The 14,940-nt window shown below is 66.7% G+C and carries 16 protein-coding genes; 9 read left to right on the top strand and 7 right to left on the bottom strand.

Features of this window, described 5'->3' with window-relative positions; genetic code table 11:
* Nucleotides 1-39: 39 nt before the first annotated feature.
* Complete coding sequence (locus tag AB0H61_RS30170; RefSeq protein ID WP_357311039.1) at nt 40-801, top strand: alpha/beta hydrolase; 762 nt, start codon at nt 40-42, stop codon at nt 799-801.
* 74 nt (nt 802-875) lie between these two features.
* On the opposite strand, the gene AB0H61_RS30165 is transcribed toward AB0H61_RS30170, so the two are convergent.
* Together AB0H61_RS30165 and AB0H61_RS30160 are read right to left on the bottom strand one after the other, a co-directional pair.
* Complete coding sequence (locus tag AB0H61_RS30165) at nt 876-2,345, bottom strand: glycosyltransferase family 39 protein (protein ID WP_357311037.1); 1,470 nt, start codon at nt 2,343-2,345, stop codon at nt 876-878.
* 107 nt (nt 2,346-2,452) lie between these two features.
* Nucleotides 2,453-2,731 (bottom strand): hypothetical protein, encoded by a 279-nt coding sequence (locus AB0H61_RS30160; protein WP_357311035.1) that lies wholly within the window; start codon nt 2,729-2,731, stop codon nt 2,453-2,455.
* Nucleotides 2,732-3,022: 291 nt separating this feature from the next.
* Between AB0H61_RS30160 and AB0H61_RS30155 the strand changes: the two genes are divergently transcribed.
* Both AB0H61_RS30155 and AB0H61_RS30150 read left to right on the top strand, forming a co-directional pair.
* Complete coding sequence (locus AB0H61_RS30155; RefSeq protein WP_357311033.1) at nt 3,023-4,414, top strand: acyl-CoA dehydrogenase family protein; 1,392 nt, start codon at nt 3,023-3,025, stop codon at nt 4,412-4,414.
* A gap of 33 nt (nt 4,415-4,447) precedes the next feature.
* The gene (locus AB0H61_RS30150; protein ID WP_357311031.1) at nt 4,448-5,677 is read left to right on the top strand and encodes an acyl-CoA dehydrogenase family protein; all 1,230 of its coding nucleotides are present in this window, start codon (nt 4,448-4,450) and stop codon (nt 5,675-5,677) included.
* 93 nt (nt 5,678-5,770) lie between these two features.
* Here AB0H61_RS30150 and AB0H61_RS30145 read toward each other — a convergent pair whose 3' ends face one another.
* The 3 genes from AB0H61_RS30145 to AB0H61_RS30135 all read right to left on the bottom strand — a co-directional run bounded on the left by AB0H61_RS30145 (nt 5,771) and on the right by AB0H61_RS30135 (nt 7,163).
* Nucleotides 5,771-6,136 carry a tyrosine-type recombinase/integrase gene (locus AB0H61_RS30145; protein WP_357311029.1) on the bottom strand — a complete coding sequence of 122 codons (366 nt, stop codon included), beginning with the start codon at nt 6,134-6,136 and terminating at the stop codon, nt 5,771-5,773.
* 278 nt (nt 6,137-6,414) lie between these two features.
* Entirely contained in the window at nt 6,415-6,672 is a 258-nt protein-coding gene (locus AB0H61_RS30140; RefSeq protein ID WP_357311027.1) for a Txe/YoeB family addiction module toxin, read from the bottom strand.
* Entirely contained in the window at nt 6,669-7,163 is a 495-nt protein-coding gene (locus tag AB0H61_RS30135; RefSeq protein WP_357311025.1) for a type II toxin-antitoxin system prevent-host-death family antitoxin, read from the bottom strand. Before AB0H61_RS30135 ends, AB0H61_RS30140 begins: the two co-directional genes overlap by 4 nt.
* Nucleotides 7,164-7,494: 331 nt before the next feature.
* On the opposite strand from AB0H61_RS30135, the gene AB0H61_RS30130 reads away from it, so the two are divergent.
* Nucleotides 7,495-7,650 carry a hypothetical protein gene (locus AB0H61_RS30130; protein ID WP_357311091.1) on the top strand — a complete coding sequence of 52 codons (156 nt, stop codon included), beginning with the start codon at nt 7,495-7,497 and terminating at the stop codon, nt 7,648-7,650.
* 162 nt (nt 7,651-7,812) lie between these two features.
* Here AB0H61_RS30130 and AB0H61_RS30125 read toward each other — a convergent pair whose 3' ends face one another.
* Complete coding sequence (locus tag AB0H61_RS30125; protein ID WP_357311023.1) at nt 7,813-8,268, bottom strand: T6SS immunity protein Tdi1 domain-containing protein; 456 nt, start codon at nt 8,266-8,268, stop codon at nt 7,813-7,815.
* 133 nt (nt 8,269-8,401) lie between these two features.
* Here AB0H61_RS30125 and AB0H61_RS30120 point away from each other — a divergent pair, with 133 nt between their 5' ends.
* Nucleotides 8,402-9,037: a hypothetical protein gene (locus AB0H61_RS30120; protein ID WP_357311021.1), complete on the top strand. Its 636-nt coding sequence runs from the start codon at nt 8,402-8,404 to the stop codon at nt 9,035-9,037.
* 83 nt (nt 9,038-9,120) lie between these two features.
* Here AB0H61_RS30120 and AB0H61_RS30115 read toward each other — a convergent pair whose 3' ends face one another.
* Nucleotides 9,121-9,795, bottom strand: coding sequence for a hypothetical protein (locus AB0H61_RS30115; protein WP_357311019.1), 675 nt, complete (start codon nt 9,793-9,795; stop codon nt 9,121-9,123).
* A 68-nt stretch (nt 9,796-9,863) separates the two neighbouring features.
* On the opposite strand from AB0H61_RS30115, the gene AB0H61_RS30110 reads away from it, so the two are divergent.
* The 4 genes from AB0H61_RS30110 (at nt 9,864) to AB0H61_RS30095 (ending at nt 14,707) form a co-directional block, all read left to right on the top strand.
* Nucleotides 9,864-10,373, top strand: coding sequence for a helix-turn-helix domain-containing protein (locus AB0H61_RS30110; protein WP_357311017.1), 510 nt, complete (start codon nt 9,864-9,866; stop codon nt 10,371-10,373).
* Nucleotides 10,374-10,677: 304 nt separating this feature from the next.
* Nucleotides 10,678-12,303, top strand: a complete 1,626-nt coding sequence (locus tag AB0H61_RS30105; protein WP_357311015.1) for an acyl-CoA synthetase — start codon at nt 10,678-10,680, stop codon at nt 12,301-12,303.
* Nucleotides 12,304-12,449: 146 nt separating this feature from the next.
* Nucleotides 12,450-14,108, top strand: coding sequence for an acyl-CoA synthetase (locus AB0H61_RS30100; protein WP_357311013.1), 1,659 nt, complete (start codon nt 12,450-12,452; stop codon nt 14,106-14,108).
* Nucleotides 14,109-14,143: 35 nt separating this feature from the next.
* On the top strand, nt 14,144-14,707 hold the full coding sequence (locus AB0H61_RS30095; protein WP_357311011.1) for a hypothetical protein: 564 nt from the start codon (nt 14,144-14,146) through the stop codon (nt 14,705-14,707).
* Nucleotides 14,708-14,940: the final 233 nt, after the last annotated feature.

Raw genomic sequence — 14,940 nt, 5'->3', positions numbered from 1 at the left:
TTGACCTTCACACTCATGTGAATACCTAACTTCTCCGGTATGACAGCGATTCCCCTGCAGACCTCAGTGACCGGCTCCGGCCCCGGCATCGTGCTCGCGCACGGCGCCACCGGCAGCATCGAGCACAACTTCGGCGCGATCATTCCCGCGCTCGCCCTCGCCCACACCGTGGTCGCGTCCGACTACCCGGACGACGACACCCAGCTCACCCTCGATGGTTTGGCCGACGCGCTGGTCGCCGCGGCGGTCGCCGCCGATGTCCCGACCTTCACCATCCTCGGCTTCTCCCTCGGCGCCGCGGTCGCGGTGCGGGCCGCGGTGCGGCATCCGGACCGGGTCCGCGCACTGGTGCTGGCCGCCGGTTTCGCCGAGGCCGACAACCGGGCTCGGCTGATCGCGCAGATTTGGCAGGACTCGCTGGACCGGCACGACTACGACACCTTCGCCCGCATCAGTCTGCTGGCCGGCTTCGGCGCCGAATTCGTGAACAACCTCCCGGCGGGCACCATCGACGAGAGCCGCGGCCAGATCGCCGCGAACATTCCCGGCGGTGCCCTCCAACAGGCCAGCCTGGTCGAAAATGCCGACATCACCGCGGATCTGGTACACGTCGAGGTGCCGACGCTGATCGTGAACGCCACCCGCGATCTGCTGATCGACCCGGCGAACTCCCGTGAACTGGCCGCCGGAATACGTGGCGCGGAGTACGCCGAGATCGAGGCCGGGCATGTGCTCATGCTGGAGCAGCCCGAGCAGTGGTGGGCGACCGTGGACGATTTCCTGATCCGGCACCGGCTGTAGCGGAATCGGCTGCGCACCAACGCGTCACATGGCCTTGGCGCGGGCGCGGCCCGTTCTGACGCCCCGGGCGCGTGTCAGCCCAGGTGTTTCATCCGAGGCCAGAGTTCGGCCCACGGCGCCCGTGGGCCACGGCAGACGAAGATCGGCTCGCCCTGTTCGTCATTATCGATATCGAGGCCGTTGTCGATGCGTTCCGCCGGTTCGACCGACGCGAAGAAGCGCCCGAGATCCACACCCTCGATGCCGATGGCGAGCAGCTCGGTCGTCGCGTCGTCCGGCGGTCCCCACCACCAGTAAGAGTTGTGGCCGGAGTGGGGTTTCGGCAGGTCGTAGCGCGCGCCGAAGCGTTCGATGGCGCCTGCCTCGCCGTAGTTGGCGGTGAGGATCGCGACGTCGGCGCCGAGGCGGGCGCGGACCGCGCCGACGTCGCGCACGAATTCCGGCCAGCCGACGGTTTCGCCCGCGTCATAGTTGACCGCGAGCACCGGGGAGTCGTTCAGCACACCCACCGGAAGCACCGGAAGGAAGAGCACCGCCGAGGCCAGCGCATTGACGGTGAGCGCGGAAGCCACCGCGGCCCGGCGCATCCGATGAGTTCCCAGCCATGCCGCCGTCGGCACCGCCGCCGCGGCGATCAGGATCGGATACATGCCGCCCAGGTAGTAGGCCTTACCGCCGGTCACCGCGAACACCACGAAGAGCAGCACATAGCTCACCGCGAACGCGCGGTACCGATCCGAACGCCACAGCAGCCACCACCCGAAGGCCCATAGTGGCGCCAGCAGTGGACCCATCAGCCCGAACTGCGTCAGCACGAACATGATCGGCGAATCCGAGGTGCCGGACGACCCGCCCGCGATGGCCCGGCTCAATTCCCACTGCGGCCAGCCATTGCGGGCCTGCCACACCGGGTACGGCAGCCAGATCAGCGCCGCGATACCGACCGCCATCGGAAAGTATCTGGTGCCGAAGATCTTTCGCGGCCCGACCAGCGCCAGTGATACGGCGAGCGCACCCGCCGGAAAGATCAGCAGCAGTTTGTTCTGCAGCCCCGCCCCGGCCACCGCGCCGATCGCGAGCCACCACCGTGGATTGCCCAGGATTTCGGCGGGACGGGGGCGCAACCGATCCGCTGGACCACCCAGCAATCGCAACACCAACACGCCGATCAGCGACCACGCGGCAATATCGAATACCGCCGTATTCAGCGTATGTCCGGCCCCCATGACCAGTGCGGCGCCGCCGACCGCCGCCGCGGCCAGCGCCTGCGCCCCACGCCCACCCCCGAACTCACGCGCCATCCATCCGGCGCAGAGCACGACCAGTGTCGCCGCCAGGAGCGCCGGAGCCCGGAGCAGTACTAAGGATTCGGGGTCGATGGCCGACATCGCGCGCGCCACCAGTGGTGTCAGCGGCGGCTGATCGGCGTACCCCCAGTCCACATGTCTACCCGCGGCCAGGAAATACAGCTCGTCTCGGTGGTAGCCGTACCGGTGCGCGAACGTGGCCAGTACGGCGGCGAAAATCCCCGCCACCCAGTACATCCGGCCACCCTGTCACACCCCGCATGGCGCCGCTACCACTGACGGCCCATATTCCGCGCCGCGCGGCCGTCGCGCCTTCATCTCGCGACGGCCGGCGGTGCGGGCGACTACCGCCCGCTGGAGATCCCCGGCGGCCGGGCCGATCCGGTACCCGAGCCCGACGCGGAGCCGGTATTGAAATCGAAGACGCCGGACCCGAGGTCGATCCCGGTCCCCGCCTCTCCCGAACCCAGGTTGAACAGCGGCGCACTGGAGCCGAAGTCGATCACCGGACCGCCCGGGTCGACATCCACCGGCTGGAGCGGCAGACCGGGTGCGGCGGTGGCGGGCGCCGCGGCGAGTCCGAGCGCCGCGGTAGCCGCGGCTATAACAACAAATCGCTTCATGAACAAGACTTCCGTCTCGGGGGCAACAACGTGCCGCCACGGTAGCGGAAAACGCCTCCGTCTGAAGCAGATTTGTTTCACTATCTGGCAACCCGCGTGGCGATGTGGATATACGCAGCGCAGCGCGGAGATGCAACCCCGTCCACATGCACACCAGACATCACATGGACAACCGGCGGACAATCCTTCAGCATTGGGTCGACGCAGTTCTTACTCTGGAGTAAGATTGCCTTACTCAGGAGTAAGATAGCTGGGACCGGACCTCACCCGACCCACCCGAGAAACCAGGTGATGATGAGCACTCGAGACAGCGCAACGAAGCGACGTCCAGACACGTCCGCGGTCGGCCTCAACCAGCCCAAGCGGGACTGGATGGGCACCGCCATGCGGGTCATGACGACCCTGACCGGGTCGGAGCTCGCCGAGAAGTACAACCTGCGCAAGCCGATCGAGCGAGTCACCTACGAAGGCACCAAGACCGGCTTCCGCACCCTGGGTGCCGCGACCCGCGCCTTCGCCAAGGTCGCAGGTGGCGGCGAGCCGAAGCGGCTGGCGGTCAACGAGTCGAAGAAAAAGGACCTCTTCGACATCACCCCGTCGGACGAGCAGCAGATGATCGTCGAGACGGTGCGGGAATTCGCCGCCGAGATCCTGCGCCCGGCCGCCTACGCGGCCGACAACTCGGCCAAGGCCCCGCGCGATCTGCTCGAGCGCGCCGCCGAGCTGGGCATCACGCTGATCAACGTGCCCGAGGAGCTCGAGGGTGCGGCCTCGGAGCGGGGTGCGGTCACCAATTCGATGGTCGCCGAGGCCCTCGCCCACGGTGATATGGGCCTGGCCCTGCCGATCCTGGCGCCCAGCGGTGTCGCGGTGGCGCTGTCCCAGTGGGGTACCGACGCGCAGCAGAAGACCTACCTGCCCGCCTTCACCGGCGAGAACGTGCCGCAGTCCTCGGTCGTGATCAGTGAACCGCGCGCGCTGTTCGACCCGTTCGCGCTGCAGACCAAGGCCACCCGCTCCCCGAGCGGCTACCGCCTCAACGGCGTGAAGAGCCTGGTCCCGGCGGCCGCGGATGCCGAGCTATTCCTGGTCGCCGCCGAACTCGACGGCCGCCCGGCGATCTTCATCGTCGAATCCGACGCCCCCGGCCTGGTCGTGGAGGCCGATCCCAGCATGGGTCTGCGCGCCGCCGGCCTCGGCCGCCTGCTACTCAATGATGTCGCGGTCGGCACCGACGCGATCCTGGGTGACGGTGACGCCAAGACCCGCGCCGAGGAGTACGCGGACGCGGTCCGCCTCGCCCGCCTCGGCTGGGCCTCACTCGCCGCGGGTACCGGCCAGGCTGTGCTGGACTATGTGATTCCGTACGTGAACGAGCGCGAGGCGTTCGGCGAGCCCATCTCGCACCGCCAGGCGGTCGCGTTCATGGTCGCCAATATCGCGATCGAGCTGGACGGCATGCGTCTGGTGACGCTGCGTGGCGCGTCGCGCGCGGAGCAGGGACTGTCGTTCGCCCGCGAGGCGAGCCTGGCCCGCAAGCTGGCCACCGATAAGGGTATGCAGATCGGTCTGGACGGCGTGCAGCTGCTCGGCGGCCACGGCTTCACCAAGGAACACCCGGTCGAGCGCTGGTACCGCGACCTGCGGGCCATCGGCATCGCCGAAGGTGTCGTGCTCATCTAACCGGCCCGTTCCTTACTTCAGGAGACCTCAACAATGATCAATCTCGAACTCCCCAAGAAGCTGCGGGCCAGCGCGAACCAGGCCCACCAGGTCGCCCAGGAGATCTTCCGTCCGATCTCGCGCAAATACGACCTCGGCGAACACGACTACCCGGTCGAGCTGGACACCATGGCCGCCATGGTCGAAGGCCTCGCCGACTCCGGCACCCAGAAGATCGGTGGCGCCGCGGGCGGCCGCTCCGAGAGCAGCGAATCCGATGTGCACGCCACCGAGCTGCTCGGAAACACCAACGGCGGCAACATGTCCGCGCTGTTGAATGCCCTGGAGACTTCCTGGGGCGACGTCGGCCTGATGCTCTCCATCCCCTACCAGGGCCTGGGCAACGCGGCCATTGCGGCCGTCGCCACCGACGAGCAGCTGAAGCGGTTCGGCAAGGTGTGGGCCGCCATGGCCATCACCGAGCCGTCCTTCGGTTCGGACTCGGCCGCCGTCACCACCACCGCCGTACGCGACGGCGACGAATGGGTGCTCAACGGCGAGAAGATCTTCGTCACCGCCGGACAGCGCGCCACCCACATCGTGGTGTGGGCGACCGTCGACAAGAACCTGGGCCGCGCGGCGATCAAGTCGTTCGTCGTACCGCGGGACGCTCCCGGCCTGTCCGTGGCCCGCCTCGAGCACAAACTGGGCATCAAGGCCTCCGACACCGCCGTACTGCTCCTGCAGGACTGCCGGATCCCCGCCGACAACATCCTCGGCAGCCCGGAAGTCAATGTGGAGAAGGGCTTTGCCGGGGTCATGCAGACCTTCGACAACACCCGTCCCCTCGTCGCCGCGATGGCGGTCGGCGTCGCTCGGGCGGCGCTCGAGGAACTGCGCGCGATCCTGAAGGACGCGGGCATCGAGCCGTCCTACGACATTCCGCCGAACAACCAGCCCGCCGCGGCCGCCGAATTCCTGCGCATGGAAGCCGATTACGAATCGGCCTACCTGCTCTCGCTGCGCGCCGCCTGGATGGCCGACAACAAGAAACCCAACTCGCTCGAGGCTTCGATGTCCAAGGCCAAGGCGGGCCGGACCGGCACCGACGTCACCCTCAAGGCCGTCGAACTCGCGGGAAGCATCGGCTATTCGCAGCGGACCCTGCTGGAGAAGTGGGGCCGTGACTCGAAGATTCTCGACATCTTCGAAGGCACCCAGCAGATCCAGCAGTTGATCGTGGCCCGCCGAGTCCTCGGCAAAACCAGCGCCGAGCTGAAATAGCCTGTAGGACAACGGAAACCGGTGCGAGACCTGTTCTGGACTCACACCGGTTTCTTTGTGTTCGGAGACAGGGTAACCGGACCGTTGGCTCACTCAGGCCGCCTGTAGGCCGTCATCGGGTTGTAGCTCCCAGATTCCGGCCGCTTCATCGACAGCCTGGCGCGCTCGCTCGTGACTCGACGGAAGCAGGTGCGTGTAGACCCTCAGAGTGAAGCCCGGATCTTCATGCCCGAGATAGTCGGCCAGCTCCTTGACCGAGACACCGCGCGAAAGCAGCTTCGACGCGTACAGGTGACGAAGCCCACACCCGCCCCGCTGCCGCTGCCCGACCTCCCTCCCGTCGATACCCGCGCCGACTGGCCCTGGACCCCCGACGAATGCCCCGTCTGCCACGGCCCCGGCTGCGACTACCAGGACCGCATCGGCGTCTGCCGCTCCTGCGACCACCACCTCTGCCACGGCTGTAGCTCCCCCTGCTGACCGCCACACCCACCCGGGGGCTACGGCCCCCTCACACCCCTGCTCAGTTCACGAACGAACTACCCGCGTGGTTGCGTAAGTCCCCGCCTCCTCATGGCCCGATTCTCTGACTTCGCACCGGGTGAGTAAAGGGCGCTTCGCGTCGCTCCGCGATGCCTACGGCACCCTTGACTAACCCTCCCTCAGCACAGGACGGCCAGTATGAGGAAGCGGGGGAGTAGGTGGCGGATAGGCGATCTATCCGCCACGACGCTGCATCACTCGTAGTGGTAGCGGCACGCGATGACCACAACCGCGTCATCCTCGATCGCGTACACAATCCGGTGTTCACTGGTAATCCGCCTTGACCAGTAGCCAGCCAGGCCGTGTTTCAATGCTTCCGGCTTCCCGATACCTTGATAGCCATTACGTTTGATGTCCTCGATCAGCGTATTAATCCGGCGCAAGGTGCGCTTGTCGTTTGCCAGCCACCACTGGTAGTCATCCCAGGCGGCATCGGTGAACGTCAGCTTCACTTGGCGGCCTTAGGACCGGTCGTCTTGCCCTTGGGCTTCGCCACACTCGCCGCTTCACGGAGGCGTTCAACGAAGTCCTCTACTCGATCAGCGTCCGCAAAATCGGTGCCTTTAAGACCGGCGATGTAGAGGAGATCACGGAGATCACCCATGGAGAACGCTGCATCCGGGCTGGCGGGACGGTAGATACGCACCTTCTTCCGACGAGGCGTCGCTTCCTCTCCATCTTCATCCTCATCAATATCCACCAGCTCCCGAGGCATCGCCTCACCGCCGCGATGTTCTGCGATAGAGCGTTCGAGATGTCGCGCATTAGCTGGATTACCCAACAAGTACGCAGTCTCCTTCAGCGCCTCGTACTCACTAAGGGCGACAACCACGGCAGGTTCGTGCCCTGCGCGGGTAACCACCACCTCTTCCAGGTCTTCGGTGGCGCTATCGAGAACTGACGCGAGGTTAGCCCGCGCCTCGGTGTAGTTCATCGGCTTCATGTCCCTACTGTACAGGATCCTGTACAGATAAGTCCAGTGTCGGATCCGGGCGGCAACCTGGCCAGTAGGCTGCGCCTGGGAATCCTCGGCGCAGGCTTCATGACGACCATCCCGATGACACGTAGGCGACACAAGAACCCCGGACACAGCCGGACAGTCGGGTACCGAAACGCCAAGTCTCACGACCGCAGCATCCACTCGGATACCCCGAATCCCCACCCGAGTCTGCCTCCGGAATAGACGGCCCGGCGGGGAGATCGGCCGAAACCCCAGGCCGTCTACAGGCCGTGGGATGCCGGGAAGGCGTCAGATCCGTCGAGAAGAACCGAGATTGATCACCGCAGTTCGCAGCAGGTTTCAGCGTCGAACCGGCAGATGTCCTGAAACCCGACGCAAGATTCTCGACATCTTCGAAGGCACCCAGCAGATCCAGCAGCTGATCGTGGCCCGCCGGGTGCTCGGCAAGACCAGCGCCGAGCTGAAGTAACGCCGAAATAGCCAGTTCCGCAACGGAAAACCGGTGCGAGTCGACCACCCGGCTCGCACCGGTTTTTCGTCACCGGTGAGCAGCCGACGCGGTTCGGCAAGATGTGACCCGGAAGGTTGTCGAATTAACCGGAGCTGTCGGCTATTGGCCGACCCGAAGTCGTCACTCGATATTGACGCGCACTTCAGCGCCGGGTGGAAGTGCGCCGACCTGCTGATGCATTTGGCCGGAAACATTGAGACTGACCGCGAAATCGAGGATCTGCAGATTCTCGACCGATAGTTCACCGCCGAGGATCGGCGGGTGCGCGAAGTCGTAGACGGCGCCCTCACCCGGAACCAGCCCGTTCTCCGCCGCATCCAGCGCCAGGCTGGCCAGCAGATACTGTTCCATGCCATCGTGGGTGTTCAGTTCGGCTTCGAGCGCGTCCGGGTCGTCCCACGGGCGGGTGAGCTCGCCATTGAGCGAATCCAGCCACCACAGGCCGTCTTCCGCTTCGAAGAAAACATCACCGAAAAGGGAGGCGCACAGGGGCGTTTTACCGTCGAGGCCGATCCACGCCCACGATGCAAGGCCCTGTTCGAATTGCTGTGCCGTGAACGGCTTGACTAGTTCCACACTGCGACCCTACTAACTATCGACCGGGTTGTGTCGTTAATGCCCGGCCGCGTCGGATTACCTGGAAGCCCTCCCCTACAGTGGGGCGCGAATTTCAGCAAGCTGTACCTGTGACTCTTCGAGGAGACTGGTTATGCGTCGACTGAGTTTTGTGCGTCACTTCTCGGCTGCTCTGGCCGCCACGGCCGTGGTCGCGATCGCCTTCGGCGGTCATGCCACGGCCGAACCGGTCGCGATCGACTGGACCGCGGCCACCCAGCAGTTGCGGGTGGCCGCGGCAGGCAATCCGGCCGCTGAACAGGCGGTAGACCGGCTGCTGGCGGATCGGGAGCGGATCGCGGAAGCCAGGGAGGTAGCCCTGCCCGCACAGCCGTACCAGGTTCCCGCGCATTCGGATATCGGGCGGGGCGAAGGACCCGGCGTCTACGGCTCGGGTATCGCACTCGCCACGGACGGATTCCGGTTCGGATTCTTCGGCGGGCCCGGCAACATCTCCCCGAATCAGAATGGAGCCAAGCTCGAGGTGATCTGGCTCAACCTGTCCAACGGGCGCAGCGGAACCGAGGTGCTGACCGAGCACAATGACGTGCTTGTCGACACCACCATCCGGTCGCGGCCGGTGGACACCGGCCGCGGCCTGATCGTGACGGCGGTCTACGGCACCCTGTGGCACCGGTGGTCTGTTCCGGTGAGCGATGCCAACCCGGATGGGTACCAGTACAAGCTGGGCACCATCTCGTTCCCGTCGCTGGGCGCCATCTACAACTGACGCCCGCTACCCCGCATGACGACACCGCGCTCCGGCACCCGCACGATGGGTGCCGGAGCGCTCGGTATTACGAACGCGCCACCTCAGCAATCGAAATACTCGCCCACGTTCACTCCCGACGGCACGTCCCGTTCCCGCAGACATCCGAAGGGCACCACCCCGGAATCGCTGATCCGGAAACCGGAACCCGCGTCGGCGTCCACGCAGAGGAGACCGGTCGAATCCATGCGACACCGGTTGCCCTGCCAACTGATCCGGGATCCGTAGGGAAGTTCGGCGCCGAAGCCGCGGACGAAAGGCCCTGGGTCGCCGTGCAATCCGCCGACCGTCAGCGTCTGCCGCGCGTACTCGACCCAGCCACCGATCCAGTTGCCCTGCTGCCCTTCGGGTTCCGCGGGCGGATTCTTCAGATCGACCAGGCAGACCAGAACCGTGCGCCCGCTGTGGTGGTCGGTCATACATTTGATCTTGCCCGAGGGACTGGTGAAGGCCAGGTCGCCGCCTTCCAGGGTGGTCGAGGCGCCGTCCTGCGTGCTGGCCGTCCCGTATTTCGACGGGTCGACCCGGGTACCCGCATCCACCCATGCCACAACCTCTTTGATCGGGGCGCCGCTGGCAGGGGCCGACCTCGCCGCGGCCGCGGTGGACGGCGCGGTGGTCGCCGCGCCCGATGAACTCGGGGTCTGGTGGGAACTGTGGTCCGTCGCCGAGCAGGCCGCCGCGAGGAGGACGAGTGCTACCAAGGCCGCAATACGCATGGCAGCACCCTAGCGTTGCCGAAACCGTAACTCTTGTCAGGAATTACGTACTTTCGTAATTTGAGGGCATGGACCTGGCAGCGCGCGTGGCGGAACTGGAGCGGCGGCTGGCGGTGGTGGAGGCTGCGCAGCAGGGGCCGGAGCGGACGGCGGTAACGCCCGGGGACGAACTCTGGGCATCGAACCAATTGCAGGAGGTATTCGCGGCGGCCAACGAGCCCAACGGCGGGGTCCTCTTCGCCGGGTCGCTACGACTGCCCACCGGCGAACAGTACGGCTGGCAGATGGGGTTCACCACCGACGACCTCCTCGCCGACGAAGGCTACGAAGCGGCCGAATGCCTTGCCGCGCTGGGGAACCCGGTGCGCCTACGACTGCTGCAGGAGATCCTCGCCGGCCGCCGGACGGCGGCCGAACTGGCCGGGGTCGACGGGGTCGGAACCTCCGGGCAGGTGTATCACCACCTCCGTCAGCTGGCCGCCGTCGGCTGGCTGCATACCGTGGGGCGCGGACGCTTCGAGGTCCCCTCCGGACGCGTAGTCCCCCTGATGGTGGCCTTGGCCAGTGCCCGACGCTGAGGCATGTTCCCCGCACCCGGCTCGGATGTCCAGGCACGGCCTCGGGGCGGGTTGACGCGGAGCGGCCCCGAGACCGCGGGGCGCCGGGCGCGACCACAGAGTAGGCGGCACCCGACTCCAGCCTTCGCCGCGGCAAGCCCCCGACGACCGCGACCGCCCGATTTCGTGAGAACTCACAATCTCAGCCTGTCCGCTTTGTCGGCTTTACCTGTGACCTGGAACACTCACTGCTACGGTGTGCACACATGCCGTTTCGAGTCGCTTGGTCGAGTACCTCGCGAGGTTGCTGTGGAGGTGTTTCGACATGAAGGTTGCGCACGCGGTCGAGGTCGTGAAGGCGCTCGGGCTGCTGCGGAGCCGCGGGGTCTCCGACCCGCGCAAGCCGCTGGAGACGCTACGGACCATGAAGGAGTCCCAGGTCTACGGGGCGCAGGCGACGCTGGTGCGCCATTCGGCCCGCGTCGCGCCCGAAGCCCCGGCGCTGGTCGACGAGCGCGGCGAGCTGACGTACCGGCAGCTGGACGAGCAGTCCACCGCAATCGCTCGCGGTTTGCGTGCAGCCGGAATCACGGAGGGCACGGTGATCGGCGTGCTCTGCCGCGACCACCGCGGCCTGATCCTGTCCATGGTCGCGGCGGGCAAGCTCGGAGTACGAGTCGCGCTGATGAACACCGGGTTCGCCAAGCCGCAGTTCGCCGAGGTATGCGAACGGGAGAAGGTCAAGGCGGTCCTGCACGACAGCGAATTCCTCGGCCTGCTCGACGCGCTGCCCCCGGAGCTGCCGCGCTACCTGACCTGGGTCGACGAAGGCACCGAACTGCCCGCGGGTGCGCAGACGCTGGACGATCTGATCGCCGCCAACTCCACCGAAGAGTTGCCCGCGCCGTCCAAACCCGGCGGATTCATCATCCTCACCAGCGGCACCACCGGCCTGCCGAAGGGGGCGCCGCGCAGCAAGGTGACCCCGCTGGCCACCGCGCAGCTGATCGACCGCATCGCGTTCCCGGTCAGGGGGACCCAGGTCATCGTGTCGCCGATCTTCCACAGCACCGGCCTCGGTGCCTGGCTGGTCGGCGCGGCCATCGGCAACAAGGTGGTGGTGCGCCGCCGCTTCGACGCCGAGGCGACGCTGCGGATGGTCGCCGAGCACCGAGCGGAGATGCTGGTCGCGGTGCCGACCATGCTGCATCGAATGACCGAACTGCCCGCCGAGGTCCGCGCAAAATATGACACCTCCTCACTGAAGTGCATCCTGCTGGCGGGTTCGGCGCTGTCCCCCGAGCTGTGTATCAAGGCCACCCAGGTCTTCGGTCCGGTCCTCTACAACCTCTACGGGTCGACCGAATGCGCCGTGGCCACCGTCGCCAATCCGGAGGATCTCGCGCTTGCGCCCGGCACCGTCGGCCGCGCGCCCGTGACCTGCGAAATCCGGCTCTACGACGACAATGACCAGCGGGTTACCGCGATCAACACCACCGCACGCATCTTCGTCCGCAGCGGCGCCCCGTTCGAGGGCTACACCGACGGCCGCCACAAGCAGATCATCGACGGCTTCATGTCCAGCGGCGACGTCGGCCATCTCGACGAACACGGCCTGCTCATGGTGGACGGCCGCGACGACGACATGATCATCTCCGGCGGCGAGAACGTCTTCCCGCAGGAGGTGGAGAATCTGCTGCTGGAACGCGCGGACGTGTTCGACGCCGCGGTCATCGGCGTCGACGACGTCGAGTTCGGCAAACGCCTGCGCGCCTTCGTCGTCCCCGAACCGGGCCACTCCCCCGACGCCGAGGGGATCAAGGCCTACGTCAGGGACAACTTGGCCCGCTACAAGGTGCCCCGCGAGGTCGTCTTCCTCGACGATCTGCCCCGTAACCCCACCGGCAAGCTGCTGCGCCGGGTACTGGTGGACTACGAGGTCGACGCGTAGGCGGGAGGACGACGCCGAGACGACGCTGAGACGACGACCACAAATATCCAGAGTTGCTTGCTATTGTTAGCGGCAGCACTGGATCTCGAAGTTGCGGTCCACACCACCTTCAGTCTCAGTGGGTGGATCGCGGAAGGTTGTTGTCGATGTCGTCTCGTTCCTTCCCTGCCCTGAGTGGCACCGCGCGCAAGGCGGCCGATGCCGCGTTGGGCGTGAATGTCATGGTCAAGCGGCGGTTGTTCAATCCGCTCAGGCCCGATCATGCCGCCAGGTCGGCGTTCAACGTGCTGAAGTTCGGTCCGTTCGCCGGTGTGGTCATGCATGCCGCCCAGACCAGGCCGAAGGCCGCGGCCATTGTGGACGAACGTGGTGAGCTCACCTTCGGTGAGCTGAACGACCGGTCGAACGCCGTGGCCCGCGGCCTCGAAGCCCAGGGCATCAAGCCCGGTGACGTGATCGCGCTGCTTGCCCGCGACCACCGCGGCATGGTGCTGAGCCTGCTCGCCGCGGGCAAGCTCGGCGTGCGAGCGGTGCTGATGAACACCGGTTTCGCCAAGCCGCAGTTCGCCGACGTCGCCACCCGCGAAAAGGTCAAGGCGGTGCTGCACGACAGCGAGTTCGTCGACCTGATGAGCGCCATCCCGGCCGACATCCCCCGGATCCTCACCTGGGTGGACGAGAAGGACGGCGTCGATCCGTCGATCCCGACCCTGGAATCGCTGGCGGCGGGTCGGTCCACCGCGCCGCTGTCCGCCCCCGCCAAGCCGGGCGGCCTGGTCATCTTGACCAGCGGTACCACCGGCACCCCGAAGGGCGCACCGCGTGACCGAGTGAGCCCGTTCGCCTCCGCGCAGTTCGTGGATCGGGTGCCGCTGCCGAACAACGGCACCATGATCATGGCGGCGCCGATCTTCCACGGCACCGGCCTGTCGCAGTTCACCCTCGGCCTTGCGCTGGGCAATCGGGTGGTCTTCCAGCAGCGCCGCTTCGACCCGGAGCTGACGCTGGCGAATATCGCCCGGTACCGGGCGGATTCGCTGGTCGTGGTGCCGACGATGCTGCAGCGCATCCTCGACCTCGGTGACGAGGTACTGGCCAAGTACGACCCGAGCAGCATCAAGGTGATCTTCGCGGCGGGTTCGGCCATCGCACCGGACGTGGTCACCCGGACCCTCGACTACTTCAACGACAGCCTCTACAACCTGTACGGCTCCACCGAGTGCGCGGTCATGACCGTGGCGACCCCCGAGGATCTGCGCAAGGCGCCGACCACCGCGGGCAAGGCGCCGGTCGGCATCCGGATCGTGCTGCTGGACGAGAACCGCAAACCGATCACCCAGCCGAATGTCACCGGCACCATCTTCGTGGACAACGGTTTCGCCTTCACCGGCTACACCGACGGCCGCACCAAGGAGATCGTGGACGGCATGATGTCCAGCGGCGATGTCGGACACTTCGACGCCGACGGGCTGCTCTACATCGATGGCCGCGACGACGACATGATCGTCTCCGGCGGCGAGAACGTCTTCCCGCTCGAGGTGGAGAACCTCATCGCGGGCCGCGACGACATCTTCGAGGCCGCGGTCGTCGGCGTCGACGACCGGGAGTTCGGAAAGCGGCTGCGCGCGTTCGTGGTCCCCGGCCCGGACTCCAAGCGTGACCCGCAGGAGATCAAGGAGTACGTGAAGGCGAATCTGGCCCGGTACAAGGTGCCGCGTGAGGTGATCTTCCTCGACGAGCTCCCGCGCAACGCCACCGGCAAACTGCTGCGCAAGCCGCTGATCGAGATGGAGATCGAAGCTTGAGCGGCGACCAGTAATCAGTCAGCTACTATCAGCGCGTGAGTATCGAGTTCGGCCGATCTGCCGCGGGGTCCCGCGGCGCCGTCGCGCGGTTGCGCGGCGGCTCGGCCGGCGCGATCTCGGGGGCCATTTCCATTGCCGCGCACAGCTGGGCGTCCGGGGGCGTGGCACCGGGGAGCACCACACTCGCGCTGCTGGCCGCCGCCTCCGTCGTGATCGGCGCGCTGGTGGCCGGGCTCGCGCCGCTGCGCGACACCTCCTCCGGCCTGGTCGCCGCGCTCGTCGGTGGCCAGTTGCTCGGCCACCTCACCATGGGATTCAGCTCGGGGCATATGCATCACGGCGATGCCCAGCTGACCCCGCAGATGATCACCGCCCACATCGTCGCCGCCTGCGTCGCCGCCCTGGTCATCCGCGGCGCGGAGGCCGCCTATCGAATCGGCACCGCCGTCCTGGCCCGGGTGCTGCCGGTGCGCCATCGCGCGCCCGCCATCCCGGATCCGGCGCCGCTGCGCACCACCCACCGCGATCGCGTCATCCTGCGCATCTTCGCGGCCGAATCGCTGCGCACCCGGGGCCCACCGCTCACCGTTCGCCTCTGAATTCATCTCCACACCCGGTGCGCGAACCCATGGTTCGCGTGTCGTCGTCGCTCGCTGCCGATCCGCTGATTTCGCTGCGGGACCTCGCCTTTCACGACCGCTGAGCTCTTCGGAGCACGGTCCGGCGAAGGGTGCGGCATCGGTCTGTGCCACCGCTTCCCCTGTGCGCACAGCTCCGCTCACTCGACGACAACGGCCGACGGCCGACCCGGGTTCCCGAACCTCGGAATCGA

It is taken from the genome of Nocardia sp. NPDC050710 (assembly GCF_040654375.1).
GTDB lineage: Bacteria > Actinomycetota > Actinomycetes > Mycobacteriales > Mycobacteriaceae > Nocardia.
The sequence above is the reverse complement of the archived record's forward strand: the minus strand, read 5'-3'. Positions and strand labels throughout refer to the sequence as shown.